Source organism: Enterococcus sp. HMSC078F03 (genome assembly GCF_001811595.1).
Classification (GTDB): domain Bacteria; phylum Bacillota; class Bacilli; order Lactobacillales; family Enterococcaceae; genus Enterococcus; species Enterococcus faecalis.
Map to the genome: position 1 here is coordinate 29,038 of NZ_KV805568.1, position 26,807 is coordinate 55,844.

The following is a 26,807-nucleotide window of genomic DNA, read 5'->3' on the forward strand; positions in this document are numbered from 1 at the left end:
ATTTCGGCTTATTTCCGAAGGAGCTGGTTCTGTTTCCGCCGTTTATCAGTTTTTGATTCTGGAACAAAAAAAGCGGAAGAGAAGTCGAGAAACTTTTCTTCCGCTTTTTTAAACAAAGATGTAATTTTGTTTGTTTCGATCAGGAAAGAAACGTATAATAAAGAGGAATTAGTCGAATGAAATGGAGCAGATAACATGGTACAATCATTAAACACAAAAGTTGATTTAGTTATAGATGCGACGGCATTTACAGGATTAACAGATTATGGACAAATTATGATAGGTGACCGCGGGTTTGAATTTTACCATGCCAAAGATCCACGTAAGTTTATCCAAATTCCGTGGGAAGAAGTCGATTACGTGTTGGCTTCAGTAATGTTCAAAGGAAAATGGATTCCTCGTTATGCGATTCAAACCAAGAAAAATGGGACGTATACGTTTGCTTCAAAAGAGCCGAAGCGAGTGTTACGAGCTATTCGTGAATATGTTGATCCAGATCACATGGTCCAATCTTTGAGTTTCTTTGATGTCATAAAAAGAGGGATCCTCTCGATTGGGAAAAAGAAAAAATAATTTATAACTGTTACTTTTTTATAAACTAGATGAAAAAGTAGCGGTTTTTTTGTGGGATAAATTGACGGAAAGCAATGGTGATGTTACTTTTATTTATACAAAAATGTCTGAATTTTATACAAAAAAAGATAATTAATGTTTTTTTGTTTTTTTAAATATGTTTATTGTAAGAGTAGTTTTTATAAAATATAAAAAATATTTGACAACATATAAAATAGTAGTAACATAATAAGTGTAATAAATTATTTTATAGAGGAGTGAGTGTCATGGAACAACGACAACATCATGGAATAGACTGGGGTTCATTAGTATTAGGAATTCTATTTGTTCTGACTGCATTAATTTCCTTCCAAAATCCTGCCGGTAATTTAATTGCCATTGTGATGGTTTTTGCGATTTTTGCTATTATTAAAGGGATTTTCGAAATTTTTGTACGTAATCGTATGAAAGAATTGCTAGGCTACAAAGCTTATGCACCAATCATCTTAGGGATTATTGATATCCTAATTGGTGTTTACTTATTGTTTAACTTAAATATTGGTGTCGCTGTGTTACCATTTGTTTTTGCAATTTGGTTTTTATTCGACTCAATTTTCGGCTTATTTACTTTAGATTTTGCTAAACGAGTAAGCACAGGTTACTTCTGGTTCACATTAATTGTTGATGTTTTAGGGATTATCTTAGGTGTAATGTTATTATTTAATCCATTGTCTTCAGCATTAACTTTAAGCTTCTTAGTTGGCTTTTACTTTATGATGTTTGGTATTAGCAATATTGTATATGCTTTTAGATAAAAGAAGTAAAAAAACAGGTTTTCCGAAAAGGAAAACCTGTTTTTTTTTAATAACGACGGTGGCAGTTGCCATTATTTCCCGAAATTGTTCGAACAAGCCACACGATAATCGCTACGGGAACTAAAATTTTTACTGCTAGCCACAATAAGCTTCCCACGATACCGACAACGGCACTAAAGAGTGAACCGACAACTAAAAATAAAAGGACCACTAAAAGAATATTTATAAACATTGGTCGTTGATTATTCATACGTACTACCTCCAAATTTTTCCTGTTTTCTATATACAGAGTATAGCAAGAATGCGCAACAAGCACCTCCATCGGAAGGCTGATTTTTTTCTCTGGCGAATGATGGAGCCGCTGTTGGTTATTTTGGACTTTCTGATTGAAATAATCAGAATATTCTGGTGTATAATTATAAAAAAGGATTTAAAGTGAGGGATTGGATGACGACTGAGGGATTAATCGCTTTGTTAGAAAAGAAACGAAATGATTTAAGTAAAATTGAAAATCAAGTACTGGATTATATTTTGACGCATATGACGGAAATTAGTTCACAAACCATTTATGAGGTGGCGCAGGCGTTGTTTGTTTCAACAGCCACTATTTCTCGGACAGCCAAACACTTAGGTTATCGAGGCTTCCAAGAATTAAAATATGCGATCGTCCAATCGGTGCAGAGCGAGAGCACAGAAAGCGATAGTCGTAGTTTTCAAGCCATTACGCAACAATTGATCGCCAACGTGCAAGATAGTTTTCAACAGATGGATGAAGCCAAAGTCGCGGAAATGCTAAAAATGATTGAGTGCGCGAATACGATTGAAGTGTTCGGTGTTGGTGGCAGTTTTCCTATTTGTACTGATTTTGCACGAAAGCTAACATTTTTAGGAAAAAAAGCCTATGCACGATCTGATTGGGATGAACAAGCGGCAGCAGTTAAGAATCTGGATGGACAGGATTTAGCCATTTTTGTCAGTTATACAGGAGAAACTAAGGGGATTTTAGCGTATGCACGTGTAGCGCAGGAACAGCAAGTGCCGATGATTAGTTTGATTTCGACTAAAGGAAGCACCTTGGAAAAATTGTCGACGACGACGTTATTTGCCAAAGGGACGACACGTTATCATCAGCGCGTGGATTTAAGTTCAAGAATTGCTGTCATTTGTTTGTTCGATACGGTTTTATTAATGTACGCAGAGGCAAAGCAGCCGCGGTAATTTTATGCAACACCATACTAAATGATGTAAGGGGATACAGAAAAAGTGTAGCCTCTTTTTTCTTTGTTTTGGGCTAGTTATAATGAGGGCAATGAATGTAAACGCAATCATTTTTAGTTTTGTAAAGAATGAATGGAGGAGTTAAGAAATGGCAGTAAAGAAAAAGAAAGCGACTTTCTGGGAGTTTTTCCAAGGATTAGGCAAAACGTTTATGTTGCCAGTGGCTTTATTAGCTTTTATGGGGATTTTGTTGGGATTAGGAAGTTCTTTTTCCAGTGAATCTATGATTGAAACAATCCCGTTTTTAGGAAAGCCCGCAGTAAAAATTATTTTCCAATTTATGTCGACAATTGGTGGTTTTGCGTTTGCCTATTTACCTGTCATGTTTGCAATGGCCATTCCGTTGGGGTTAGTTCGGAAAGAAAAAGGAATTGCTGCGTTTTCAGGTTTCGTAGGCTATACGGTGATGAATTTAGCGATTAATTTCTATTTAGTGCAGACGAATCGCCTCGTGGATCCTGAACAGTTGCGGGAAGCTGGCCAAGGAATGGTTTTTGGGATTCAAACGATTGAAATGGGCGTTCTCGGTGGAATTATCGCGGGGCTTATTGTCTATAAGTTGCATAATCGATTTTATACGGTGCAACTACCAGATAGTTTTGCCTTCTTTTCTGGCGCACGGTTTGTGCCAATTATTACTTCATTAGTGATGGCCTTCGTGGGCTTAGTCATTCCGTTAGTTTGGCCACTTTTCGCGCTAATGATTATGGCGATTGGCCAACTTATCCAACGTTCTGGTATTTTTGGGCCTTTTCTGTTTGGGTCAGGGGAACGTCTACTGTTACCGTTTGGGTTGCATCATATTTTGGTTTCCATGATTCGTTTTACTGAAGCAGGGGGTTCAGCGGTGGTGGCTGGCAAAGAAGTGTTTGGTGCGTTAAATATTTTCTATGCAGAATTGCAAAATAATTTACCGATTTCACCAAGCGCAACAGCTTTCTTGTCACAAGGGAAAATGCCGACCTTTATTTTTGGCTTACCAGCGGCGGCGCTTGCGATGTATCATACTGCAGCTCCGGCGAATCGACATAAGATTAAAGGCTTACTCCTTTCAGGTGTAATTGCTACGGCTATCACTGGCATTACAGAACCAATTGAATTTTTATTCTTATTTATTAGTCCATTATTATGGCTGTTTCATGTCATTATGACTGGTCTAGGTTTCATGGTAATGGCTTTATTGGGTGTTGTGATTGGAAACACTGATGGCGGGCTACTGGACTTTGTTATTTTTGGCTTGTTACAAGGAACTTATACAAAATGGTGGTGGGTTCTCATTGTCGGCGCTATCTGGTTTGTTGTTTATTATTTCGTCTTTAAAACAGTCATTGTAACCTTTGATTTAAAAACACCTGGACGAGACAAGGTCTTAGATGAGACTGAATATACCGATCAAGAAGTTCAATATAAGAAAACGGGTGGCTATGATGCGCCTGGGATTTTAGCGGCTTTGGGTGGGCAAGAGAATATTCAAGCTATTGATAATTGCATTACGCGTTTACGTTTAGTGTTAGCAGATGCTAATAAAGTAGATGATGACAAATTAAAGCAATTAGGGGCTTTAGGCGTCGTGCATTTAGATGCGCAGAATGTGCAAGTGATTATCGGAACCAAAGTGACAACGGTCCGTAATCAATTAGAGATGATTTTAGGTTAGAAAAAAGACAGAAGGTGAAGAGTGTGTCGTTTGATAAAGCAATTGATCGACGAGGAACGTATTGTACACAGTGGGATTTTGTAGAAGACCGATTTGGGGAAGCGGACTTGCTTCCCTTCACTATTTCCGATACGGATTTTGCTGTGCCAGAGGCAGTTCTGGCAACATTACAGGAGCGTTTGAAACATTCCGTATTTGGCTATACGAGGTGGAACCATCCGCAATTAAAAGAAGCAATTCAAACGTGGTACCAGACAAGATTCCAGACGAAGATTGAAGAACACTGGATTATGTATACCCCGACCGTTATCTATGGGATTTCTGCGTTGATCCAATTATTAACTAATGAAGGGGAGGGCATTATTTTACAAACACCTGCGTATGATGCATTTTTTAAAGTTATTCAGGAAAATAAGCGGCAAGTAGTGGCAAATGAACTGCTTTATCAAGAGAAGCGCTACAGCATTGATTTTATTGATTTAGAAAAAAAACTAGCGCAACCAGAAAATCGCTGTTTGCTTTTATGTTCCCCGCATAATCCAACAGGACGTGTTTGGGAGCAATGGGAATTAGAGCGAATGGTTTCATTGTGCCAACAGTATGATGTGTTTTTACTTTCTGATGAAATTCATATGGATATCGTTAATAAAGGCCAAGTTCATCGACCAATTACGCAATTTGGTTATAAAAAATCTGCCATTATTACCAGTGGCACGAAAACCTTTAATTTTCCAGGGCTGATTTTTGCTTACGCCCTAATTCCAGATAACGAATTACGTGACGCTTTTCAGCTCAAATTAAAAAATGCCGATGGTTTATCATCAACAAGTATTTTGGGAATGCTAGCAACCATGACGGCCTATCAAAAATGTGGTACTTGGGTTGACGAGTTGAATGATTATTTAGCGGAGAACCAACGTTACGTGAAAGATTTTTTACAGACATATTTGCCAAAAATTAAAGTGACGGAGCTGGAAGCCACTTACTTAATGTGGTTGGACGTATCAGCGGCAGTTCCAGATGTGGCCCGCTTACAAGAGGCTTTAGTTTCTGTGGGGAAAGTCGCCATTATGGACGGCTCAATTTATGGCGGTAATGGACAGCGATTTTTACGGTTAAATATTGGCTGTTCGCAAGCAAAACTACACGAGGGACTTGAAAGGATGCGCCAAGGTTTTGAAGCTGTTTTACAAAAGGATGGCACAACATCAGCGCTTGGGAATAATTGAGAAAAGATAGCATTCCGAAAATGGTTGCAGTACAATGGAAAAATAGAAACAAATAAAATAACAAAAAGTAACAACTTGTCATTTACTGGGGGAAAAGAAATGAAAACAATTAAAACAAAGCAAGCACCACAAGCAATTGGGCCATATTCACAAGCAAAAATTGTGAATGGTTTATTGATTACTTCTGGTCAGATTCCACTGGATCCTGAAACAGGCAAGGTGGTTGGGACAACGATTAAAGAACAAACCAATCAAGTACTGAAAAATATTCAAGGGCTTTTAACAGAAGCTGGTAGTGATTTTGCTCATGTAGTCAAAACGACATGCTATTTACAAAATATGGCGGATTTCACGGCATTCAATGAAGTCTATGCTGAGTATTTTAGTGCGGAATATCCTGCACGCACAACGATTGAAATCTCTAAATTACCGATGGATGTGTTGGTGGAGATTGAGATTATCGCAGAAGTAGTGGCGTAAAAAATACAGTTAAAAGAGTGAGAAAAAATCGTCTTAGATTTTTTTCACTCTTTTTTTCAATAAAACAATACGATTCAGCCAAAATGTCTAGCCGTGCTGGAAAATTTTCAGCAAATAGGCTACCATGGAAGAAAATCGATAAAACGAAAGTTAAATGAATAGAAAAGAGATATGAAAGAGGCTATAAGATGAAAAAAAATATTAGCCAACTAACGCAGTGGTTGAAAGAACACAGTTTATTATTGAAACTAATTTTTCTTGGTTCTGTATTAGTTTTCGTGGCTAACCAAGTGACACATATCGCTCAAGGCATGACCTGGGCGGATATTTTTTCCACGATGGAACAACAAAGTACGGGACGTTTAATTGGTATGGTCTTGGCAGGACTGTTAGGGGTTATTCCAATGCTCCTTTATGACTATGTAGTCGTTAAATTATTGGAAAAAGAAGGTAAGCCACCAATGAAACGAATGGATTGGTTAACTTCGGCTTGGGTCACTAATACCATTAATAACTTAGCGGGTTTTGGCGGCGTGGTTGGGGCAACGCTACGGATTAATTTTTACGGAAAAGATGTACCGCGGGGCAAGGTTGTAGCAACGGTCTCAAAAGTTGCTCTGTTCTTGATTTCAGGGTTATCTATTTTATCTTTTGTGGCGTTTGTTGATTTATTTTTTATTCGAACCCAAAATGTTTTTCGTGAATATTGGGTTTGGTTATTATTGGGCAGCCTGATTGCGCCCGCGCTCTGGTTTTTCACGTATTTAAAACGGCGAACATTGTTTAAAACATTTTTTCCAAAAGCGGTGCTCCTTTTATTCGGCGCTTCATTAGGTCAATGGCTAGGTGGAATGTTTGCTTTCTTGATGATAGGTCGCTTGATGCAGGTGCCAGTTTCGATGGTTTCTGTTTACCCAATGTTTGTTATCGCTACGTTGATTGGGATGTTAACTATGGTTCCTGGTGGTATGGGAACGTTTGATGTCTTAATGATTTTGGGCTTATCACAATTAGGGATTGATCGATCACAAGCGGTCGTCTGGTTGTTGTATTATCGTTTGTTCTATTATGTGACGCCTTTTATGACAGGAGTTATTTTGTTCTTGCAACAAGCAGGCATGAAAGTTAATCAATTTTTTGATAATTTACCTCGGTTATTTTCACAAAAAGTGGCGCATTTTATTTTGGTGGCGGCGTTATATTTTGCAGGAATTATGATGGTTCTATTATCGACTGTGACGAATTTGTCGAATGTCAGTCGTTTATTCCAAGTGTTACTTCCCTTTTCTTTTAATTTTTTAGATCAAACATTGAATTTATTTGTAGGATTCTTGTTATTAGGTTTAGCTCGAGGCATTTCTATGAAAGTGAAAAAAGCTTATTGGCCTACAATTATTTTACTAGGATTTTGTATTGTAAATACGGTGGCACGAACGACTTCGTGGCAGTTAATTGCTGTTTATGCCGTTATTTTATTGGCGGTTATTTTGGCTCGTAAAGAATTTTATCGTGAAAAGTTTGTTTATTCATGGGGCGCTTTAACGGTAGATAGTATTTTGTTTGGCTGCTTGTTTATCGGTTATGCGGTTGCTGGCTATTACGCCGCACGACCAGCTGGTGGCAATCAAGTTATCAATCACTTTTTGTTGTTTCCGTCAGATGATGTTTGGTTTAACGGATTGATTGGATTAAGTATTTCCTTGATTGGTTTATTCTTTTTGTATCAATATTTAGCCGAAACAACTGTTACTTTAGGTGAGGGGTTTGAAGAAGCGCGGTTGACACGCTTTTTGGAAAAATTTGGTGGCAACGAAGGCAGTCAATTTTTGTATTTAAAGGATTATGGTCATTTTTACTACCAAGAAGAAGGCGAAGATCAAGTACTTTTTGGGTTTCAAATGAAGTTTAATAAATGCTTTGTCTTGGCGGATCCAATTGGGCACCGAGAGAAATGGACAGCGGCGACACTGGCGTTTATGGATCAAGCTGATTTGTTAGGTTATCAATTAGTTTTTTATCGTATCTCGGAAGAATATGTTATGAATCTTCACGATTGCGGCTTTGAATTTATGAAAGTTGGGGAAGAAGGCTTGATTCAATTTGATGAGCCGTCAACAGTGAATCAAACAGCCTGGACGGAAACAGTGACTGAAAAAATAGCAGCAGAAGCAGCGGATTTTCAGTTTGAATTTTATCCCGAAACGATTAGTGATGCCTTATATCAAGAGTTAGAACGAGTTTCTGCGGACTGGTCACGGAATCAAAAAGAGCGCTACTTTATTGGTGGACGGTTGGATCCCGAGTATTTGAAATGCAGTAGTGTGGGCTTGGTGAGACAGAAACAAACGGTCATCGGTTTTATTACGGGAAAAGAAATGGAAAAAGGCAAAAGTATTTCGTATGATTTGTTACGTATTCGTTCAGAAGCACCTGCTTTTACTAGAGAATATTTGTTCACTCATTTTATTGAAACCTATCAACAGCAGGGCTATCAATTAATTGATATTGGGATGGCGCCGTTGGCTAACGTAGGGGAGAGCAAGTACTCTTTCTTAAAAGAACGCTTTGTTAATATTTTTTACAAGTATAGTTATCAAATTTATGCGTTTCAAGATACACGCAAGCGCAAAGAACAATATGTCACTAGTTGGCAACCTCGTTATTTTGCTTATCCTAAGCGGACCAGTGTACTCTTTGCTTTTGTGCAACTTTCCTTGTTGATTACGAAAGGAAGACATCAAAGTGTTTCGCTTGTGGAAGAAGCAATGACTGAAATTTAAAAAAATCACGCGATGACTTAGCCATCGCGTGATTTTTTATTTGTCTTCTTTTTTACGGTTTCGTCTAGCAGGAATCAAGGTTACGTATGCAACGAAACCACCAGTACATAGAACGAATAACACGATGCCAGGAATCAATCCTTCTGGTAAATAAGAGAACTGAATAGTATGGGTTCCAGCGCTGACAGGAACGCTTAGAAAGGCATCTTTAAAGGCTTTTGGGGTAACTTTTTTGCCGTCAATTTTGACACGCCAACCTTTGTCATAAGGAATTGTAGTGACGAGTACTTGATCGTTGTCGGCGGTAAAAGTACCTGAAGCAGAGCGTTTGCCAGTGGTTAAATCAACGCCTTTTTCTTGTACGGCGGAAATGGCTTTTTCAAATGCATTGGTATTTAAGCCAACCACTTGCGGCTGAACAAAACTTACTGCTTTGGTTCCATAAAAACTTACTTTGAAGTTAACAGTTGTATCTTTGGGATAGTAACCTAAATTATAATATTGGCCAGTAATGCCAATTTGTGATTGCTGACTTGAGCCGTTCACGGTGACCGTCGCAGTGGAACTTTCCAATTGAGCAAAATCCGTTGGGAATAAACTCAAATAAGCTTGCGTATTGGCGGGCACATTGACTGTATAAGAAATCTCTTTGGCTACGTTATGTTGTTTCTCCGTAAAAGTTACGCCAGCTGTATTTTGCGTAATTGTCACGTTATTTTGAAGCGTCATCGTTGGTTGATAAAAGGTAAAATACCGTTCATTGGTATTGGCTAAAGCATTTAGTAAATTTGTTTGACTACCTAAATTATCATTGAGAGGTTGCCGGACATTGTAAATCTCTTTGTTTGCTAAAAATCCTAACGGCAAAGCATTTTCGTTACGATAAAGTTGATATTTACCAGCAGCAGCTTGTCGTTCAAAACCGAATTTCATTGGATTGTTTTCAGCAATATTGTATTTAATGCCCATCAAAGCATCCATTAACAAGGTATTATTTTGGTAACGAATATTTAAATTCGTGCCTCGTGAGCGGAAACCTAAGGCGTTTAGGTATGTTGAAGAATGTCGGTTCCGTACGGAAGAAAACATGCTAATGCCACTGTAGCCATAGTTAATGCCGTCATTGGCCGAAACACCATTTAAATTTTCCAAGCGGTAAAAGGTATCATTTTCTTTTTTTGTCTGATCGACTAGATTTTTTAGGTCAGGATAAGGTTCAGAATACAAGCTACGTGATGCGTAGTTCCAATCATCTAAAATACCAGTGACCATCGCCCGTGTGTTAATGATTGCTTCACCAGAAACGAGCAGCAATAACAAAATCACTAAGTATTGCATAGGCGCTTTTTTCAATTGATAAAAAGCAATTCCGAAAAAGTATAATAGTAAAAAAGTTGCTGTTAGTACGAAAGAGGTTAAAGTCACATACGTATAACTAGTAGCACCTTTTGTGCCCATTGCAAGAGCAAAAATTGCTAAAAGAATCAAAATCAAGCCGCTTAAGACGCCGAGATCATCCTTTTCAAATTTCTCCCAACCATAACCTGCAAGCAAAATAACTAAGAATGAAAAGAGGAAACTATAGCGGAAAAGAAACATGTTCGGCGCATGCATACCGTGCCAGAATAAATTTAAGGGCGTGATGTAAAAGCTAGCAATCAATAGGACAAACAAACTGCCAAAAAGTAGTTTGTTTTTCAATGGAACTTCTTTCGTAACGAAATAGAAGAGACAAAAAATCAAAGGCAACAACCCAATGTAAATAAAAGGAATGGACCCATATTTGGTTGTATCGTAAACGCCAATCATATTTTTCATAATAATATCTAAAAAGGCAGTCGCTTCTGTTTTAAAGGTTGTAATTTCAGAAAGAGTTTCACCATTGGTTCGTAAATCTAAGACAGCAGGTAAGACCATAATCATGGATGCTCCACCAGCTAAAAGAGAAGTAGTAAAATACGCAACGATTCGAGATTTATATCGTTGCCAGTCTGTAAACGTTCGTGCAAAATAGTACAGGAAGGAAAACAACCCAATCATAAAGCCAAAATAATAATTGGTAATGAAAAGCAAGAAATAACTGACAAACAATAATGTCGGCTTTCGTTGGTCCATTAAACGATGAATTCCTAAAATTACGAGTGGCAGATAAATAAAGGCATCCAGCCACATAATTAATTCTGAATGGGCCACAATGAAGGACATTAGCGCATAAGACACACTTAAAGTCACATGGGACCATTTAGGAATCTTAAAGGTTTGTTTTGCCAAGAACCAAAAACTCAAGCCAGCACTCCCAATTTTCAACAACGTTAGGAAATAGAGCGCATCAGGCATGTTTTGATTGTTAAAGAAAAAGACGAGCGGCGTAAATAAGCCACCAAGATAATAGGAAATTAAGGACAAGTAGTTTAATCCCAAAGAAGCATTCCACGTATAGAAAAGACTTTGTTTTCCATGAAGAACATTGTTAAAGCTTGCGTGAAAGTTTGAAAATTGAGAAAAGGCATCGCTGGCTAAAACACTGCGACTACTTCCTGGATAAATCCCAATACTCAAATAGATAATTGCCATAATTAAAAATGGAATGAAGAAACTGGCTAACATATAAGGCCAGTTGTTTTTTAAAAACTGCCTACTTTTATTTTTCATAAATAACCTCACCTGATTTTTCGAAAGTACCTATAGTTTATCATACTCTTTATTTGATGTACCAATAGAAGAAAAACTTTAAAATTTTATTAGGATCCTAAGGGTGGAGTGAAGAAGAATTAGTAGTAAGAGATTGACATTCAAATGCTAAATCACCAGATTAAACAACGAATATTCTCCGAAACGAATATTCTCCGAAAAATTGCTGAAAACACCTTGTGGATAACTTTGTGCATAACTCTGTTGAAAACCACAAAAGAGCTTTTTATCTCGGTTTATCCACAAGGATAAGTTTTCGAGTTGCTAAAAAAAATAGACGTAAGTTCAGAAGTCCTGCTTGCTAAAAGTAAAGGAACCCATAAAATTGAAAGAAGATGAAAACGTTATTAAAACAACGTTTTCATCTTCTTTTTTCTAGAATTTACAAAGATTTAATGTCGAACAAATAAGCACTGTGGAAAAGTTTTTTGGAAAAAACAAGAAATTTCATCCACAAAGTTTTCTGTGGAGAATTTAAAAATGCTTGTCAAGCTTTTTTTGAAAAAATGTGGATAACTTTTTAAAGACACGCTTTTTTCCATTTGCGAATTTGCGTTCGGAAACTAGTAAAAGGGGCAACGCTATTAATGTGAATCCATTTCCAAAGAGGCCATTGTGCTTTGGTGGTCGCCCAAGCCCGTTGTTGAGGTAAAAATAATTCATCTTCGGAAAGCGAGGCAATCCAATGAAGTAATTTTTCTAAGATGTCTTGCAACGCAATCAGCTGACTTTCTAAACTCATTTGTCCATAGGTTTGATAAAATGATTGATAGAGAGCGCCCAGTTGATTCCATTTATAACCTTCAGCTGGCGTTTGAACGGTCAGACCACGTTGTTCTTGTTCTTCCCAAGAAAGCAGCAAGTTGAGCCAGCCTAATTGATAGGCTAAGTTCTCTGAAGGTGTTTTAGCTACTGTTTCAATTCGGTGATCTTTAAGTGTTTCAGGAATTTCTGCAAATTCAGCTAAATATTTTTGTGAAGCTATTTGAATGGCCTCAATCAAGGCTTCTTTTGATTCATAGGTTCGCATTCTTCGGCTAACGTCCTTTCTTGGTAGGATCTGCTTGTTTTTCATGAGTAATTTGAGTGACTAAACCAAAAGGATCTTTCACAATCGCATAAAATGTTGCAAATTCATTTTCAATTGGTTCTTGGATAATACAGGATTCGGGATGGCACGTGAGTTTTTCAAAAATTGTTTTGGCAGAGTGACGGCTGTCGACGGTTAAGCTGAGGGTCAATTGTTCTGTGGGCGTGGTATTCATTCCTGCAAATAAAGGATTATCAGCTAGTTGTAATTGAAAAGTGTCCATTTGTAAAATCGAGTGAGAAAGCCAGTGTTCTTCGCCAGCGGGAATGGTCAAAGAAGGATTTAAGCGCTCTTTAAATTCTTGATTAGTAATTTTAAAAAGAATATCACCAGCAAAGGCTTCTTGGTAAAACGTCAAGGCTTCCGTTGCTCGTCCATTTAAGACCATAAAAAGGGCAAATTGTGTGTTTTTCATTGTTTGAACCTCCTAAGATTGATAAGATAAGCATAACAATAAAAGGTGTCAAAAAGTGACACCGATGGAGGGAAAAATGAAAAAATCAGAACGTTTAAATCAGGAACTTTTTTTCTTGAGAACCCATCCTCAGTTTAATTTAAATCAGTTAATGAAAACTTTTGGGATTTCTAAAAGCACAGCTTTGCGGGATATTGAAGCTTTGGAAAATTTAGGCGTGCCGCTATATGTGGAGAATGGTCGTTATGGTGGCTATCGAGTTTTAAACAAACCGTTGTTGCCGCCGATTTATTTTAATGAAAACGAAGTGTTAGCGATCTTTTTTTCGTTACAATTACTGAAATTAGTCGCAGAGTCACCGTTTGGTCATTCCTATCAGCAGATTAAGCAAAAATTATTGCATTCTTTAGATGAACCAACCCAATTTAAAATCAGTCAAATGAGTAAGGTCGTCTATTACGAAGGAATTGAACAAGTAGAAGCACCAGGCAATTTAGAGCAGCTGTTTCATTGTATTTTGGCGCAACAAGTAATTCAGTTTAACTATACCAGATATGAAGCAACAACGAAAAAAATCTTACCAACCCGGTTAACTATTTTAGAAGGGTATTGGTATTGTTCAGGCTATGATGTGACTAAAAAGGCTTGGCGTACTTACCGCTGTGATTTTATGGAGGCTATTCAGCAGTTAAACCAAACACTGGATTTTACGAATGAAGAATTGAAAGAATCGTATCGCCATCAACAAACGACGGCACGTACGATTCCATTTAAAGCAATCATTACAGAAAAAGGCAAAGAATTTTTTTATAAACATCGCTTTGACAATATTCAGTTGGAAGAAACGCCCACGGAGTGTTTTTTAGTTGGACAGATTCATCCAACAGAAACACAATTTTTAGCCAACTATTTTATGGGCTTTGGTGAAGAAGTGACAATTTTAGAGCCAGTCCAAGTGAAACAAGCATATGTAGAAAGTATAATGAGGATTCAAAAAAAATATCAAGAATAGATTGTGGAACTGTGAACAATTCCATGTGTAAAGATGCACATTGGGGAGGAGAAAGAAAAACCCTTGATTTTTAAATCAAGGGTTTTTCTTTCTAAGAACGTGCTTGCCCATTTCCATAAATAACATATTTTGTCGAAGTAAGCTCTGCTAGACCCATAGGTCCACGGGCATGTAATTTTTGCGTACTAATACCGATTTCGGCGCCAAATCCAAATTCAAAACCGTCCGTGAAACGAGTTGAAGCATTCGCATAAACAGCGGCTGCATCCACTTGTTGTAAAAATTGTTGTGTGGCAAAGTAATTATCACTAATAATACTTTCGGAATGTTTTGTATTGTAGCGATTAATATGCTGGATGGCTTCGTCTAAAGAATCAACGACTTTCACTGCTAAGATAAAGTCGAGAAATTCCGTTTCCCAATCTTGTTCAGTCGCTGGAATGGCTTCTTCAAAAATTGCTAACGCACGTTCATCTGCCCGAAGTTCCACGTGAAACTCCTTCAAGGCTTTTTCAATTGTTGGTAAAAAGGCTTCAGCCACTTCTTGATGAATTAATAACGTTTCGGCGGCGTTACAGACAGAAGGACGTTGACATTTAGCATTGACAATAATTTCAGTTGCCATTGTTAACTGGGCGTCTTTGTCCACGTAAATATGACAATTGCCTGTGCCCGTTTCAATAACAGGAACAGTGGCCGTTGTCAAAACAGTTTTGATTAAGTTGGCGCCGCCACGTGGAATGAGGACGTCCAAGTAGTCATTTAAGCGCATAAGTTGTTGGGCTGTTTCTCTAGAAGTATCATCAACAAATTGAATGAGATGGGGAGAAACGGCTTCTTGTATTAGCGCTTCTTGTAAAATTGTCACCAATATCTGATTGGAGTGAAACGCTTCTTTTCCGCCTCGAAGAATAACAGCATTTCCCGATTTGAAACAAAGGCTAGCGGCATCTGTTGTCACGTTTGGCCGCGATTCATAAATAATTCCAATAACACCTAAAGGCACGCGTTGTTGCCCAATTAACAGCCCCGCTTCATTGCGCCACATTTTATCTACTTCCCCAATTGGATCGGGTAAAGTAGCGACTTGGCGCATGCCCTCGGCCATCGCTGTGATCCGTTCTTCTGTTAAACGTAAGCGGTCTTGCATTGTTTCAGAAATTCCGTGGGTAGCGGCTTGCTCTAAGTCTAATGCGTTTGCTTGTAAAATGCGGGGCGCATTGGCTTCAATGGCTGCGGCCATTTTGTTTAACAAAGTATTTTTTTGACGAGTATCCATCAAGCCTAGCGTATAAGAGGCTTCTTTAGCTTGTTGCCCTAGTTGCTTTAAATCAGTCACTTTCATGCCCTCCTTTAATAAATAACGTACCGATATCTTTTCCTTCTAAAATTTCAAAGATGATTTTTGGCTGCTTTCCGTTTGCTAAAATCATCGCCTGTTGATTAGCTAACACACGTTCAGCAGCTTTTAATTTACTAGACATCCCACCAGTGCCAAAGCGGCTCCCCTTACCACCGGCTAATTGGAACAAGTCTTTATTAATTTCATTGATTTCAGAAAATAACGTGGCTTCTTTGTTGACAGTAGGGTTATCTGAAAAGAAACCATCAATATCTGATAACATAACTAACAAGTCAGCTTGAACAATTTGGCAGACAATGGCTGACAATTGATCGTTATCCCCGAACTTGGTTAAGTGATCCAATTCTTCAATTGCGACAGTATCATTTTCATTGACGATAGGAATAATATTCATTTTTAAGAGTTGTTCAAAAGTATTGGTAACATTATTGCGACTTTCAGGATATTCAATAACATCACGAGTTAATAAAACTTGTGCCATTTGTTGGCTATAGGTTGAAAACCGCTGATTATAAATGTTCATTAATTCTGCTTGGCCGACTGCAGCGACTGCCTGTTGTTCTGGAATTGTCGTTGGGCGCACAGATAGATTTAATTTATTCAGTCCGACACCAATTGCGCCAGAAGAAACTAAAATAATTTCTTTGCCTTGGTTGCTTAAATCACTCAAAGTAAAGGCTAATTGATCAATTGCTTTTAAGTTAATATTGCCATTGGGATAAATCAGAGAACTGGTTCCGACTTTGATCACAATTCGTTTGGCCTGTTGGAGTTTGTTTCTCATAAGTGCCTCGTTTCTTTTTACAGTAAAATTTGACACTCATTATAACAAAATCAGCGGCTACTAGAAAGTGCTAAATAATGAATAGTAAAGAAAGTTTAATGAAAGTGTGAACTTTTTGAGGGAATCTTGGGACTTTTTGGGATTTGGTCTGTTTATTTTAAGAGAAGATGATAGACTAAAAGAAGGAAAATAAACAAAAATTCTCCTCTTTTTTGCGTAGTCTAGATTAACTGGGCTTTTAGAAATGAGAAACTTACTAAAAACAACCAGAGTATCAGAGATTATGGTAAAATAGGAGTAGTTTAGACAGTAGGGGAGAATGAATATGAAACAACGTGGTTTTGAGATTATTTCTAAGTATCAAGAAGAGGGCTTGAGTGTCCCACAACGAGCAACAAAAGGTGCCGCTGGGTATGATTTTCAAGCAGCCGAAACGGTCGTTGTACCAAGTCTTTGGAAGTTACAACAAGCTGGAGAAAATCCTAAACCAATTTTAGTTAAAACAGGAATTAAGGCGTATATGCCTGATTCTGAATATTTAGAATTGGTGAGTCGTTCTTCGAACCCGCTAAAACGGTTCCTACTTTTAGCGAATGGTGTCGGAGTCATTGACAGTGATTATTATAATAACGAGAATAACGAAGGACATATCATGTTCCAATTTTTAAACTTTGGATATGAAGATGTTGTCATTGAAAAAGGTGAACGAATTGGCCAAGGGATTTTTAAGCCGTTTTTATTAGCGGATGATGACCAAGTCGAGGCAGAAAGAACGGGCGGTTTTGGTTCGTCTGGACAAAAATAAAGCCCATTTTTTCAGTAGGCAACGTTATTCAAACCATTTAATAAATGTTAAAATAAACAACAGATAAGGAGATTCTACATGGCAAAAAAAGCAAAAGTTCAATTTGAATGTCAAAGCTGTGGGTATGTGTCTCCAAAATATCTCGGCCGCTGTCCTAATTGTGGACAATGGAATTCGATGGTGGAAGAGGTTATTCAAGATACTTCTGATCGTCGTGCTAGAGTAAGTTTGACTGGTAAAAAGACACAACCACAACGGCTATCTGAAGTCGTACCTAAAAAAGAGCCTCGTGTAAAAACTGAATTAGTGGAGCTGAATCGGGTTTTAGGTGGTGGCGTTGTCCCAGGTTCGTTAGTTTTAATCGGTGGCGATCCCGGAATTGGTAAGTCAACATTGCTCTTACAAGTATCGCAACAATTAGCAGCCACAGGTGGCACGGTTTTATATGTTTCTGGTGAAGAAAGTGCTGAGCAAATTAAATTACGAGCGGAGCGTCTAGGCACCGTCAACGAGACATTTTACTTATACGCAGAAACAGATATGCACGAAATATCACGAGCCATTGAAAAATTAGAACCAGATTATGTCATTATTGACTCGATTCAAACAATGACGCAGCCAGATGTTACCAGCGTTGCTGGTAGTGTCAGTCAAGTCCGAGAAACAACTGCCGAATTATTGAAACTGGCAAAAACGAATGGGATTGCCATTTTTATTGTCGGACACGTAACGAAGGAAGGGTCTATCGCAGGGCCACGGATGTTGGAACATATGGTAGACACGGTTCTTTATTTTGAAGGAGATAAGCATCACACCTTTAGAATTTTACGGGCTGTCAAAAATCGGTTTGGCTCAACGAATGAGATTGGTATTTTTGAAATGCAGACACATGGATTGGTTGAAGTTATGAATCCTTCTCAGGTCTTTTTAGAAGAACGTTTAGAAGGAGCCACTGGGTCTTCGATTGTGGTAGCAATGGAAGGTTCACGCCCCATTTTGGTGGAAATCCAAGCGTTAGTTACCCCAACGATGTTTGGCAATGCCAAGCGAACGACCACCGGGTTGGACTTTAATCGCGTTTCTTTAATCATGGCGGTTTTAGAAAAACGGGCAGGCCTTTTATTACAAAACCAGGATGCGTATCTAAAAGCGGCTGGTGGAGTCAAAATTAATGAACCAGCTATTGATTTAGCGTTAGCAATCAGTATTGCTTCTAGCTATAAAGAAAAAGGAACCTCATCTTCAGAATGTTTCATTGGTGAGATTGGTTTAACTGGTGAAATCCGCCGCGTGAATAGTATTGAACAACGAGTGCGTGAAGCGCAAAAACTAGGCTTTACAAAAGTCTATGTCCCTAAAAATAACCTTGGTGGCTGGGAAGCGCCTGAAGGGATTGAAATTATTGGCGTTTCAACAATTGGTGAAACGTTAAGAAAAGTTTTTAAATAATGAAAGTAGAAATAATCCGTTTAGGTTGTTGGTGGCGTATGATTTTTATACGCCCCACAACACTAGACGTCTTTATTAAATAAACGAGGAGGATGGCTATATGCAAAAACGAATCATCACGTTGCTGATGATCATTGCTGGTGCAAGTTTAGGAATTTCTCTTTTCCCCATGGCTTGGGAAATGGCTAAGCAAGGCAATAACAGTTGGTTAAACAATAACTTTACGAACGGATTAATCGGTGCAATTATTTTCTTTATTTTATCTTTAGGGTTAGCAAAGTATATTGTTTCCGCTGTCAAAAAAATCGAAGCAGCTTTAAATGAAATGAGTTTAACCTATTTATTATTTGGAAGTATTGGTGCCATCATTGGTTTAACAATTGGCGTCATTATCTCCATTCCAATGTACAACTTACAAATTCCTGTCGTGAATAGTTTACTACCAATTCTAGTTATGATTATTCTGGGTTACTTAGGTTTCCGAATGGGAACAACACGGATTGAGGAATGGAAAAAAGTTTTCACACCTCGCCAAAAGAAAGCAAATACGGAAGACGCCGAAGGACAAATGTTGGAACGTAAAGTGGAAGACAACTTCCATAAATACAAAATTTTAGACACCAGTGTCATCATTGATGGCAGAATCTACGATATCGCGAAAACAGGATTTTTAGAAGGTGTTTTGCTCATCCCTAACTTTGTTTTATATGAATTACAATACATTGCTGATTCTGGAGACAGTTTAAAACGGGTGAGAGGTCGTCGTGGCTTAGATATTTTAAATGCTTTACAAAAAGAAGAAGGTATCTCCGTTGAGATGTATGACGGAGATTTCGAGGATATCTCTGAAGTAGATAGTAAATTAATCAAATTAGCAAAATTATTAGATGGCGTGGTTGTGACCAATGACTACAACTTAAATAAAGTCTCTGAATTTCAAAATGTGCCTGTTTTAAACATTAATGCTTTAGCTAATGCTGTGAAACCAGTGGTGATTCCAGGTGAAACGATGAATGTGATGGTTGTAAAAGCTGGAACAGAGCGTCAACAAGGGGTCGCTTACTTAGATGATGGCACAATGGTTGTGGTTGAAGATGGCCAGCATTACATGAATGAGCAAATCGAAGTGGTCGTCACAAGTGCTTTACAAACCGCAGCTGGGCGTATGATTTTTGCCAAACCGGCGCATGCGGGTCGCGGGATTAATGATCGCAAGGATAACCATCCTAAAAACGATAAAAATTAAGCAAAGTGAGGACTTAGTATGATTCGAATCGGTCAAGGTTTTGATGTTCATCAATTAGTTCCGCAACGACCTTTAATTATTGGTGGGGTTACTCTTCCTTATGAAAAAGGTCTGTTAGGGCACTCAGATGCCGATGTTTTAACACATGCAATTATTGATGCAATCCTTGGTGCCGCTGGTCTGGGTGATATTGGGCAACTGTTTCCCGAAACCGATCCGCAGTTCAAAAATGCGAATTCTGTAAACTTATTAAAAAAAGTAAATGAAAAAGTTGGGCGGTCGGGCTTTACTATTGGCAATATTGATTGTACAATTTTAGCGGAAGAGCCAAAGATGAGCCCATACTTGGCAGAGATGAAAAAGAATCTAGCCGCGAGTTGCCACTTAGCGGTCACACAAGTGAACATTAAGGCAACGACCATGGAAACGATGGGCTTTGTTGGTAAAAAAGAAGGAATCGGCGCAATTGCCGTTGCTTTATTGGAAAAATAACTGAAAACGACGTTAAACCGTCTGTTTTTAAAAAATGGAAAGAGGAATGAACATGACGAAAGTTCGTGTGCGTTACGCACCAAGTCCAACTGGACACTTGCACATTGGGAATGCAAGAACAGCATTATTTAACTACTTATTTGCCCGCCATAATGACGGAGAATTTATCATTCGTATCGAGGATACCGACCAAAAACGGAACATCGAAGACGGCGAGAAAAGTCAGTTGGAAAACTTAGCATGGTTAGGGATGGAATGGGATGAATCACCTGCTCATCCGGGAGAATATGGTCCATATCGTCAATCAGAACGTAAAGAAATTTACCAACCATTGATTGATCAATTATTAAGTAGCAATCGTGCGTATAAGTGTTATTGTACGCCAGAAGAATTAGAAGCAGAACGTGAAGCACAACAAGCTCGTGGGGAAATGCCTCACTACGCAGGCACTTGTGCGAATTTAACACCTTCTGAACAAGCAGCCAAAGAAGCGGCTGGTCTAGAACCAGTGATTCGTTTCCGTGTGCCACGTAACACAGAATACAAATTTGATGACATCGTAAAAGGTGAAATTACTTTTGAGTCAGATAACATTGGTGGCGATTTTGTCATCCAAAAACGCGATGGGATGCCAACGTATAACTTTGCCGTTGCAGTAGATGATCACTTAATGAAAATTTCTCACGTTTTACGTGGCGATGATCACATTGCGAACACACCAAAACAATTAATGATTTACGAAGCGTTTGAATGGACACCACCTGTCTTTGGCCATATGACCTTAATCATTAATTCAGAAACTGGCAAAAAATTGAGCAAACGTGATGAAACAATTTTACAATTTATTGAACAATACCGTGAATTAGGTTACTTACCAGAAGCCATGTTCAACTTTATTGCTTTACTAGGATGGTCTCCTGTTGGCGAAGAAGAAATCTTCTCACAAGAAGACTTGATTAAATTGTTTGATGAACAACGCTTAAGCAAGTCACCAGCGGCCTTTGATGCGAAAAAATTAGAATGGATTAACAATCAATACATGAAACAAATGGACTTAAGTGAACTAACAGATATGTGTATTCCTTATTTAGTCGCTGACGGTCGTGTTGAAGAAAATCCATCTCCTGAAAAAATCGAATGGTTAAAACAATTAGTTAGCTTGTATCAACCACAAATGAGTTATGCAGCTGAAATTGTGGAACTATCAAACTTGTTCTTTAATGAACATCCAGTTTTAGATGATGCTGCGAAAGAATTCTTGCAAGGAGAAACAGTGCCAACTGTGTTACATGCGTTTAAAGAACAATTAGAAGCCTTGGACGTTTTCGATGTGCCAAGTATTAAAGCAGCGATTAAAGCCGTCCAAAAAGAAACCGGCGTTAAAGGAAAAAACTTGTTTATGCCAATTCGAATTGCTGTTTCTGGACAAATGCATGGTCCTGAATTAGGTGAAACTATCGAATTATTAGGCAAAGAAAAAGCATTAGATCATTTAAATAAAGTGTTATAAAAACACAAAGAATAGAAGAAGTAGACAATCAGATGGATTTCAGAGACGCTGTGGGTGGTGAGAACAGCGAGCATCTTTTGTCGAAATGCATCTATGAGTGGCTTCGGTGAAAAAAGTAACCGAAGACGTCGGCAGGCGTTAACTGTATCGAGGCAAGAGCTAGTTCTTGTGAAGAAAAGTGGAACCACGCATGGGCGTCTTTTAAGCAACGTTTTTTTGTTGCTTAAAAGACGTTTTTTATTTTTGTATAATAGAAAGGAGTTCACCCTATGAGTTGGTTGAAACGTAGCGTCGCAGCTGTTAAAAGAAACGATCCTGCAGCGCGGACCACACTAGAAGTTCTTTTAACGTATCCTGGCTTGCACGCCCTGTTTTGGCATCGCTTGTCTCATTTCTTATATAGGCATCAGTTGTTTTTGTTGGCGAAGATTCATGCACAATTTTGGCGTTTCATAACGGGCGTAGAAATTCATCCCGGAGCCACAATTGGTGCGGGAGTTTTTATCGATCACGGCATGGGCATTGTGATTGGGGAAACCGCGGAAATAGAAGAAGATGTTGTTTTGTTTCACGGAGTGACGTTAGGTGGGACCGGTCGTGATACGGGTAAACGCCATCCAACAGTGAAAAAAGGAGCGATGATTTCGGCACGAGCTCAAATTTTAGGGCCAGTTGTGATTGGTGAACGTTCAAAAATTGGTACGGGTGCTGTTGTTATTTCAGACATCCCAGCAGATGCCACAGCTGTGGGTGTTCCTGCGAAAGTCGTTCGTCTAAATGGTAGAAAGGTGGAAAAAGGGCATGATTAAAATTTATAATACATTGACCAGAGAAAAAGAAGTATTTACGCCAATTGAGGCGCATAAAGTTCGGATGTATGTCTGCGGACCAACCGTGTATAACTATATCCATATCGGTAATGCGCGCAGTGCGATCGCCTTTGATACGATTCGTCGTTATTTTGAATATCGTGGGTATGAAGTGAATTATGTCTCGAACTTTACAGATGTCGATGATAAAATTATCAAGGCAGCCAAAGAATTGAAAATTACTGCGCCGGAAGTGGCGGAGCGTTTTATCAAAGCCTTTGAAGAAGACACGCAAGCATTGAATGTCCAGCCAGCAACGTTACATCCTCGGGTGATGGACCACATGCCTGATATCTTAGCTTTTATCGACGTTTTAATTGAAAAAGGTTTTGCTTATGAGGTCGCAGGTGATGTGTATTATCGCACCCGTAAATTCCCTAATTATGGTAAATTAAGCCATCAATCGATTGATGAATTAGAAGTGGGGGCAAGTCAACGAACTGGCGTTGAACAACAATTAAAAGAAGACCCATTGGATTTTGCTCTTTGGAAAAGTGCCAAAGAAGATGAAATTTCTTGGGATTCTCCTTGGGGTAAAGGACGTCCCGGCTGGCATATTGAATGCTCTGTCATGGCGACAAAACACTTGGGAGAGACGATTGATATTCATGGCGGTGGACAAGATTTAGAATTTCCACATCATGAGAATGAAATTGCACAGAGCGAAGCCAAAACAGGCCATACCTTTGCCAATTACTGGATGCATAACGGCTATGTCACAATTGGTGAAGACGATGAAAAAATGAGTAAATCCCTAGGTAACTTCATTACTGTTCATGAAATGATTCAAAAAGTGGATCCGCAAATTTTACGTTTCTTTATGTCCACCACCCAGTACCGTCGCCCGATTCGTTATAGCGAAAGCACTCTAAAAGAGGCAGCAGCCAATTATCAAAAATTGAAAAATGCGTTTGAAAATTTACGTTTTAGACAAGCAGATGCGGTCGCAAGTTTGCCAGAGGATGAACACTATTTAGCGCAATTAAACGAATTAGAGCAACGTTTTATTACGGAAATGGATGATGATTTCAATGCAGCTAACGGGATTACGGTCGTTTATGAATTAGCGAAGATGATGAATCAGTACAGTGAACAAGCGACAGTTTCGGAACCAGTTCTAGTGGCGATGGATAAGCTTTTCAGTGGCTGGTTAGCTATTTTTGGTTTATTCTTTAAAAACGAAGAATTAGTGGATGCACAAGTAGATGCGTTAATTGAAGAACGGAACCAAGCACGGAAAGACCGTGATTTTGCCCGAAGTGATGAAATCCGCGATTTATTAAAAGAACAAGGCATTGTTTTAGAAGATACTCCGCAAGGAACGAGATGGAGAAGAAGTGAATGAGAGATTACAAACAATTAAACGGTTTAGCTTTGGCCTATGTTGGCGATGCGATTTATGAAATTTACATTCGTGATTATTTAGTTTCCTTGGGACAAACGAAACCGAATGTTTTGCATCGCATGGCGACACACTACGTGTCAGCAAAAGCCCAAGCAAGCTTAATGCAAGCGATGTTAGCGGGAGAAATGCTAACGGAGGAAGAAGAAGTGATGTACAAACGCGGTCGGAATGCTAAAAGTCACACCTTTGCCAAAAATGCTGATGTGACGACCTATCGGGTAGCGACCGGTTTCGAATCCTTGATGGGTTATTTACATTTGACACAACAAAAAGAACGTTTAGAAGAATTAATTAACTGGTGTATCAAGAAAGTAGGTGAAACCAATGAAAAATGAAAAATCTCGTCCTTTTAAAAAAGGTAAGAAACGTCCAGAGCGTTCAGATAAGCGTTCAAAAGAACGGAACCCACGACCAGCGACAGCAGGTGCTGATGGAACCTCAGAAGAGCTAGCAGATAACTTTGTCTTTGGTTTCCATGCCACTGTTGAGGCGTTGCAGCAAGGACGCGGGAATAAATTGTTTTTACAAGAAGATGCTCGTGGCGAGAAAATTGAGCAATTAAAACAAGCAGCGAAAGAACAGGCGGTTCCAGTCAAATGGGTGCCTAAAGCAAAATTAGATACGATGAGTGATCACGGTGTGCATCAAGGCATGGTTTTAGCAATCACAGCGTATCAATATTTAACTTTAGAAGAATTATTGGAACAAACAAAAGAAAAGACAGCAACACCATTTTTCCTAATTTTAGACAGTCTAGAGGACCCACATAACTTTGGCTCAATTTTGCGAACAGCTGATGCGACAGGCGTGGACGGTATTATCATTCCGAAACATCGTGCAGTGGGAATTACACCAACCGTAACCAAAGCGTCAACAGGGGCCGTGGAACATATTCCAGTGGCTCGTGTAACGAATCTAGCGCAAAGTATTGCAACGCTAAAAGAGAATCAATTTTGGATTTTTGGTACAGATATGTCTGGAACGGATTATCGTCGCTGGAATACACAAGGCGCAATTGCCTTAATCATCGGAAATGAAGGTCGTGGCATGAGTCAAGGTCTTCATAAAGAAGTGGATGAATTATTAACGATTCCAATGACTGGACACGTTCAAAGCTTAAACGCTGGTGTGGCTGCAGGCTTGCTAATGTATGAAGTCTATCGTGGCCGCAACCCATTATAGAAGAAGGCGATTGTATGAAAAAACAATTGTTAATCGTTGATGGCTATAATATGATTGGTGCTTGGCCAGAATTGGTCCAGTTGAAAAAGCAAGAGCGTTTAGAGGATGCGCGTGAACTGCTTCTTAGTCGTCTGTCCAATTATGCCAAATATGAAGGGGTGGAAATCATTGTGGTCTTTGATGCCCAACTAGTCCCAGGCATTCAGCAAACGTACAAAAAGTACCTTTTGACCGTGGTTTTCACCAAAGAAGATGAAACAGCAGATAGTTATATTGAACGTCTAGCTGGTGAAAAAAATGATCGTTTAACGCAAGTAACAGTCGCAACGAGTGATTTGGCTGAACAATGGGTGGTCTTTTCACAAGGTGCATTGCGGACTTCGGCCAATGAACTTTACAAAGCTGTCCAGAAAACAGAAAAGACGATTGCCATTCATGCAACAGATATCCATTTCCAGCAATTTCGTCGAAATTCTCCATGGAACGTGGAGCAGTTATCAAAACTTTCTGAGAAGCTAGAAGAATTGTCTCAAAAAAAAGATTAAACAAATGTTCGCTTAAGTCATAAATTTCTAACATGCTATGCTCTCCTAAATCATTCGATACGTTTATCGAAAAGGAGGGCTTTTTATGTTAGAACAGATTCAACAAGCATTAGCAGGAGACCAAGAACAATTTCAAGCCTTATATGGGCAATATCAGCCAGTGATTTATAAGTGCATGAAAAAATACTATTTAAAAGATTATGATACTGAGGACTGGCTTCAAGAAGGGCGAATTGTCTTCTTTCGGACGTTAGAACGATTTGATTCAGAAAAACAAGCATCATTAGGAAAGTTTTTTAAACGAAATTTTGAAAATCACGTACATAGCTTAATTCGCCATCAATGCGCCTATAAGCGGCGAACAGATACCTTGTCTATTTCTCTGGAACAACGATTAGAAAGCGCTGGTGAAGAGTTAGTGGACTATTTAGGGACAACGGCCACCGACCCATTAGGTCAATTAATGATTCAAGAAAAATTGGCAGCTTTTCCGACACGTCTTTCCTCGTTGGAACAACAAATTTTAAACGCATACTTAAAAGGCTACACGTTAGAAGAAATCGCTAAAGTACGTGGGGGAACTTTTTCAGCTGTCCGAAGTGCCTATGATCGTGCCAAAGCAAAAATGAAATATACATTAGAAAATGAATAAAAATTCGACAAAACAGCCGGTTTGTCGAGCAAAAGTAGTTGCAAACAGACTTCTAGTATGATAAACTTGAAATTTTTTAAAAAAAGTGATATAATGTTTCTCGAGGTGAATGCAATGCCAACAACGTTATCGTCAATTAAGAAAGATTTGGAAGGCCGTATCGGCAGTGAAATTATGTTAGTTGCTCAGACTGGAAGAAAGCGCCAAACAGAACGTAAAGGAATCTTAACGGAGACTTATCCATCTGTTTTTGTTGTTGACTTGGATCCAGACGAGAACTCATTTGAACGTGTATCTTATAGCTATTCAGATGTTTTAACACGCACCGTTGAAATCGAATTCATCGGTCAAGCCGTATAATTTAGAAAGTCCGCTTAGGAGTGAAGGAAGAGCCCTTCGTTCCTAAGCTCTTTTTAATTTCAGCCATCTGTCGTCAGAGAAAGAGCAATCTTCGGTGTACTTCTTCATGGACATATGATAGAATCTAAAAGATTAAAATGTTGGTA

Annotated in this window: 27 protein-coding genes and 1 other annotated feature; of the genes, 21 read left to right on the plus strand and 6 right to left on the minus strand. The window is 38.7% G+C overall.

The annotated features are described in order from the left end of the window. From HMPREF2810_RS16235 to HMPREF2810_RS08595, 3 genes are all read left to right on the plus strand, one after another. Positions 1-180 (plus strand): hypothetical protein (locus HMPREF2810_RS16235; RefSeq protein WP_002418863.1); only part of this gene is annotated, 180 nt, incomplete at its 5' end. Between the two features lie 15 nt (positions 181-195). Beyond that, positions 196-573 carry a DUF956 family protein gene (locus HMPREF2810_RS08590; protein ID WP_002356033.1) on the plus strand — a complete coding sequence of 126 codons (378 nt, stop codon included), beginning with the start codon at positions 196-198 and terminating at the stop codon, positions 571-573. 266 nt (positions 574-839) lie between these two features. Beyond that, positions 840-1,367 carry an HdeD family acid-resistance protein gene (locus HMPREF2810_RS08595; RefSeq protein ID WP_002383513.1) on the plus strand — a complete coding sequence of 176 codons (528 nt, stop codon included), beginning with the start codon at positions 840-842 and terminating at the stop codon, positions 1,365-1,367. 46 nt (positions 1,368-1,413) lie between these two features. Here the strand turns inward: HMPREF2810_RS08595 and HMPREF2810_RS08600 are convergent, their stop codons facing one another. Then, positions 1,414-1,617, minus strand: coding sequence for a hypothetical protein (locus HMPREF2810_RS08600; protein ID WP_002383512.1), 204 nt, complete (start codon positions 1,615-1,617; stop codon positions 1,414-1,416). Positions 1,618-1,814: 197 nt separating this feature from the next. Here HMPREF2810_RS08600 and HMPREF2810_RS08605 point away from each other — a divergent pair, with 197 nt between their 5' ends. The 5 genes from HMPREF2810_RS08605 to mprF all read left to right on the plus strand — a co-directional run bounded on the left by HMPREF2810_RS08605 (position 1,815) and on the right by mprF (position 8,791). Beyond that, a complete protein-coding gene (locus HMPREF2810_RS08605) occupies positions 1,815-2,585 on the plus strand; it encodes a MurR/RpiR family transcriptional regulator (RefSeq protein ID WP_010714969.1) in 771 nt (256 codons plus the stop codon). A 148-nt stretch (positions 2,586-2,733) separates the two neighbouring features. Beyond that, the gene (gene malX, locus HMPREF2810_RS08610) at positions 2,734-4,302 is read left to right on the plus strand and encodes a maltose/glucose-specific PTS transporter subunit IIBC (RefSeq protein ID WP_002378674.1); all 1,569 of its coding nucleotides are present in this window, start codon (positions 2,734-2,736) and stop codon (positions 4,300-4,302) included. A 14-nt stretch (positions 4,303-4,316) separates the two neighbouring features. Continuing rightward, positions 4,317-5,531: a MalY/PatB family protein gene (locus HMPREF2810_RS08615; RefSeq protein ID WP_002383510.1), complete on the plus strand. Its 1,215-nt coding sequence runs from the start codon at positions 4,317-4,319 to the stop codon at positions 5,529-5,531. Positions 5,532-5,630: 99 nt separating this feature from the next. Further along, positions 5,631-6,011, plus strand: a complete 381-nt coding sequence (locus tag HMPREF2810_RS08620; RefSeq protein ID WP_010714971.1) for a RidA family protein — start codon at positions 5,631-5,633, stop codon at positions 6,009-6,011. 188 nt (positions 6,012-6,199) lie between these two features. Further along, on the plus strand, positions 6,200-8,791 hold the full coding sequence (mprF, locus tag HMPREF2810_RS08625) for a bifunctional lysylphosphatidylglycerol flippase/synthetase MprF (RefSeq protein ID WP_002383508.1): 2,592 nt from the start codon (positions 6,200-6,202) through the stop codon (positions 8,789-8,791). Between the two features lie 36 nt (positions 8,792-8,827). Here the strand turns inward: mprF and HMPREF2810_RS08630 are convergent, their stop codons facing one another. The 3 genes from HMPREF2810_RS08630 to HMPREF2810_RS08645 form a co-directional block, all read right to left on the minus strand. Further along, a complete protein-coding gene (locus tag HMPREF2810_RS08630) occupies positions 8,828-11,443 on the minus strand; it encodes a YfhO family protein (protein WP_002383507.1) in 2,616 nt (871 codons plus the stop codon). A 559-nt stretch (positions 11,444-12,002) separates the two neighbouring features. Next, entirely contained in the window at positions 12,003-12,512 is a 510-nt protein-coding gene (locus HMPREF2810_RS08640; RefSeq protein WP_002383506.1) for a ClbS/DfsB family four-helix bundle protein, read from the minus strand. Positions 12,513-12,519: 7 nt separating this feature from the next. Continuing rightward, positions 12,520-12,987 (minus strand): VOC family protein, encoded by a 468-nt coding sequence (locus HMPREF2810_RS08645; protein ID WP_002383505.1) that lies wholly within the window; start codon positions 12,985-12,987, stop codon positions 12,520-12,522. A 64-nt stretch (positions 12,988-13,051) separates the two neighbouring features. Here HMPREF2810_RS08645 and HMPREF2810_RS08650 point away from each other — a divergent pair, with 64 nt between their 5' ends. Continuing rightward, positions 13,052-13,999: a helix-turn-helix transcriptional regulator gene (locus HMPREF2810_RS08650; protein ID WP_002383504.1), complete on the plus strand. Its 948-nt coding sequence runs from the start codon at positions 13,052-13,054 to the stop codon at positions 13,997-13,999. Positions 14,000-14,090: 91 nt separating this feature from the next. Here HMPREF2810_RS08650 and HMPREF2810_RS08655 read toward each other — a convergent pair whose 3' ends face one another. Both HMPREF2810_RS08655 and proB read right to left on the minus strand, forming a co-directional pair. After that, the gene (locus HMPREF2810_RS08655) at positions 14,091-15,344 is read right to left on the minus strand and encodes a glutamate-5-semialdehyde dehydrogenase (RefSeq protein ID WP_002383503.1); all 1,254 of its coding nucleotides are present in this window, start codon (positions 15,342-15,344) and stop codon (positions 14,091-14,093) included. Next, a complete protein-coding gene (gene proB / locus HMPREF2810_RS08660; protein ID WP_010714974.1) occupies positions 15,331-16,146 on the minus strand; it encodes a glutamate 5-kinase in 816 nt (271 codons plus the stop codon). Before proB ends, HMPREF2810_RS08655 begins: the two co-directional genes overlap by 14 nt. Before the next feature lie 319 nt (positions 16,147-16,465). Here proB and HMPREF2810_RS08665 point away from each other — a divergent pair, with 319 nt between their 5' ends. The 12 genes from HMPREF2810_RS08665 to HMPREF2810_RS08720 all read left to right on the plus strand — a co-directional run bounded on the left by HMPREF2810_RS08665 (position 16,466) and on the right by HMPREF2810_RS08720 (position 26,661). Beyond that, entirely contained in the window at positions 16,466-16,951 is a 486-nt protein-coding gene (locus HMPREF2810_RS08665) for a dCTP deaminase/dUTPase family protein (protein ID WP_002361472.1), read from the plus strand. Positions 16,952-17,029: 78 nt separating this feature from the next. Continuing rightward, the gene (gene radA / locus HMPREF2810_RS08670) at positions 17,030-18,400 is read left to right on the plus strand and encodes a DNA repair protein RadA (protein ID WP_002356050.1); all 1,371 of its coding nucleotides are present in this window, start codon (positions 17,030-17,032) and stop codon (positions 18,398-18,400) included. Between the two features lie 100 nt (positions 18,401-18,500). Then, positions 18,501-19,646, plus strand: coding sequence for a PIN/TRAM domain-containing protein (locus HMPREF2810_RS08675; protein WP_002383500.1), 1,146 nt, complete (start codon positions 18,501-18,503; stop codon positions 19,644-19,646). An 18-nt stretch (positions 19,647-19,664) separates the two neighbouring features. Continuing rightward, positions 19,665-20,138, plus strand: coding sequence for a 2-C-methyl-D-erythritol 2,4-cyclodiphosphate synthase (gene ispF / locus HMPREF2810_RS08680; protein WP_002367570.1), 474 nt, complete (start codon positions 19,665-19,667; stop codon positions 20,136-20,138). A gap of 52 nt (positions 20,139-20,190) precedes the next feature. Continuing rightward, complete coding sequence (gene gltX / locus HMPREF2810_RS08685; RefSeq protein WP_010706819.1) at positions 20,191-21,648, plus strand: glutamate--tRNA ligase; 1,458 nt, start codon at positions 20,191-20,193, stop codon at positions 21,646-21,648. Then, positions 21,647-21,853 (plus strand) — a binding site (T-box leader). It overlaps the preceding gene by 2 nt. 64 nt (positions 21,854-21,917) lie before the next feature. After that, entirely contained in the window at positions 21,918-22,457 is a 540-nt protein-coding gene (gene epsC / locus HMPREF2810_RS08690) for a serine O-acetyltransferase EpsC (RefSeq protein ID WP_048942189.1), read from the plus strand. After that, positions 22,450-23,862 carry a cysteine--tRNA ligase gene (gene cysS, locus HMPREF2810_RS08695; RefSeq protein WP_002370606.1) on the plus strand — a complete coding sequence of 471 codons (1,413 nt, stop codon included), beginning with the start codon at positions 22,450-22,452 and terminating at the stop codon, positions 23,860-23,862. The genes epsC and cysS overlap by 8 nt, the downstream gene beginning before the upstream one ends. Then, positions 23,859-24,257 carry a Mini-ribonuclease 3 gene (locus tag HMPREF2810_RS08700; RefSeq protein WP_002356056.1) on the plus strand — a complete coding sequence of 133 codons (399 nt, stop codon included), beginning with the start codon at positions 23,859-23,861 and terminating at the stop codon, positions 24,255-24,257. The genes cysS and HMPREF2810_RS08700 overlap by 4 nt, the downstream gene beginning before the upstream one ends. Beyond that, complete coding sequence (gene rlmB, locus HMPREF2810_RS08705) at positions 24,247-25,104, plus strand: 23S rRNA (guanosine(2251)-2'-O)-methyltransferase RlmB (RefSeq protein WP_002378685.1); 858 nt, start codon at positions 24,247-24,249, stop codon at positions 25,102-25,104. The genes HMPREF2810_RS08700 and rlmB overlap by 11 nt, the downstream gene beginning before the upstream one ends. A gap of 14 nt (positions 25,105-25,118) precedes the next feature. Beyond that, a complete protein-coding gene (locus tag HMPREF2810_RS08710; RefSeq protein ID WP_002383499.1) occupies positions 25,119-25,649 on the plus strand; it encodes an NYN domain-containing protein in 531 nt (176 codons plus the stop codon). Between the two features lie 85 nt (positions 25,650-25,734). Continuing rightward, entirely contained in the window at positions 25,735-26,301 is a 567-nt protein-coding gene (locus HMPREF2810_RS08715) for a sigma-70 family RNA polymerase sigma factor (protein WP_002383498.1), read from the plus strand. A 57-nt stretch (positions 26,302-26,358) separates the two neighbouring features. Further along, positions 26,359-26,661, plus strand: coding sequence for a Veg family protein (locus tag HMPREF2810_RS08720; protein ID WP_002383497.1), 303 nt, complete (start codon positions 26,359-26,361; stop codon positions 26,659-26,661). Positions 26,662-26,807 lie beyond the last annotated feature (146 nt).

Bases quoted from the DNA above. Each gene is read 5' to 3' on its own strand.
- HMPREF2810_RS08590 (WP_002356033.1), top strand. From the start codon at position 196: ATGGTACAATCATTAAACACAAAAGTTGATTTAGTTATAGATGCGACG.
- HMPREF2810_RS08595 (WP_002383513.1), top strand. From the start codon at position 840: ATGGAACAACGACAACATCATGGAATAGACTGGGGTTCATTAGTATTA.
- HMPREF2810_RS08600 (WP_002383512.1), bottom strand. From the start codon at position 1,617: ATGAATAATCAACGACCAATGTTTATAAATATTCTTTTAGTGGTCCTT.
- HMPREF2810_RS08605 (WP_010714969.1), top strand. From the start codon at position 1,815: ATGACGACTGAGGGATTAATCGCTTTGTTAGAAAAGAAACGAAATGAT.
- malX (WP_002378674.1), top strand. From the start codon at position 2,734: ATGGCAGTAAAGAAAAAGAAAGCGACTTTCTGGGAGTTTTTCCAAGGA.
- HMPREF2810_RS08620 (WP_010714971.1), top strand. From the start codon at position 5,631: ATGAAAACAATTAAAACAAAGCAAGCACCACAAGCAATTGGGCCATAT.
- mprF (WP_002383508.1), top strand. From the start codon at position 6,200: ATGAAAAAAAATATTAGCCAACTAACGCAGTGGTTGAAAGAACACAGT.
- HMPREF2810_RS08630 (WP_002383507.1), bottom strand. From the start codon at position 11,443: ATGAAAAATAAAAGTAGGCAGTTTTTAAAAAACAACTGGCCTTATATG.
- HMPREF2810_RS08640 (WP_002383506.1), bottom strand. From the start codon at position 12,512: ATGCGAACCTATGAATCAAAAGAAGCCTTGATTGAGGCCATTCAAATA.
- HMPREF2810_RS08645 (WP_002383505.1), bottom strand. From the start codon at position 12,987: ATGAAAAACACACAATTTGCCCTTTTTATGGTCTTAAATGGACGAGCA.
- HMPREF2810_RS08650 (WP_002383504.1), top strand. From the start codon at position 13,052: ATGGAGGGAAAAATGAAAAAATCAGAACGTTTAAATCAGGAACTTTTT.
- HMPREF2810_RS08655 (WP_002383503.1), bottom strand. From the start codon at position 15,344: ATGAAAGTGACTGATTTAAAGCAACTAGGGCAACAAGCTAAAGAAGCC.
- proB (WP_010714974.1), bottom strand. From the start codon at position 16,146: ATGAGAAACAAACTCCAACAGGCCAAACGAATTGTGATCAAAGTCGGA.
- HMPREF2810_RS08665 (WP_002361472.1), top strand. From the start codon at position 16,466: ATGAATATGAAACAACGTGGTTTTGAGATTATTTCTAAGTATCAAGAA.
- radA (WP_002356050.1), top strand. From the start codon at position 17,030: ATGGCAAAAAAAGCAAAAGTTCAATTTGAATGTCAAAGCTGTGGGTAT.
- HMPREF2810_RS08675 (WP_002383500.1), top strand. From the start codon at position 18,501: ATGCAAAAACGAATCATCACGTTGCTGATGATCATTGCTGGTGCAAGT.
- ispF (WP_002367570.1), top strand. From the start codon at position 19,665: ATGATTCGAATCGGTCAAGGTTTTGATGTTCATCAATTAGTTCCGCAA.
- gltX (WP_010706819.1), top strand. From the start codon at position 20,191: ATGACGAAAGTTCGTGTGCGTTACGCACCAAGTCCAACTGGACACTTG.
- epsC (WP_048942189.1), top strand. From the start codon at position 21,918: ATGAGTTGGTTGAAACGTAGCGTCGCAGCTGTTAAAAGAAACGATCCT.
- cysS (WP_002370606.1), top strand. From the start codon at position 22,450: ATGATTAAAATTTATAATACATTGACCAGAGAAAAAGAAGTATTTACG.
- HMPREF2810_RS08700 (WP_002356056.1), top strand. From the start codon at position 23,859: ATGAGAGATTACAAACAATTAAACGGTTTAGCTTTGGCCTATGTTGGC.
- rlmB (WP_002378685.1), top strand. From the start codon at position 24,247: ATGAAAAATGAAAAATCTCGTCCTTTTAAAAAAGGTAAGAAACGTCCA.
- HMPREF2810_RS08710 (WP_002383499.1), top strand. From the start codon at position 25,119: ATGAAAAAACAATTGTTAATCGTTGATGGCTATAATATGATTGGTGCT.
- HMPREF2810_RS08715 (WP_002383498.1), top strand. From the start codon at position 25,735: ATGTTAGAACAGATTCAACAAGCATTAGCAGGAGACCAAGAACAATTT.
- HMPREF2810_RS08720 (WP_002383497.1), top strand. From the start codon at position 26,359: ATGATAAACTTGAAATTTTTTAAAAAAAGTGATATAATGTTTCTCGAG.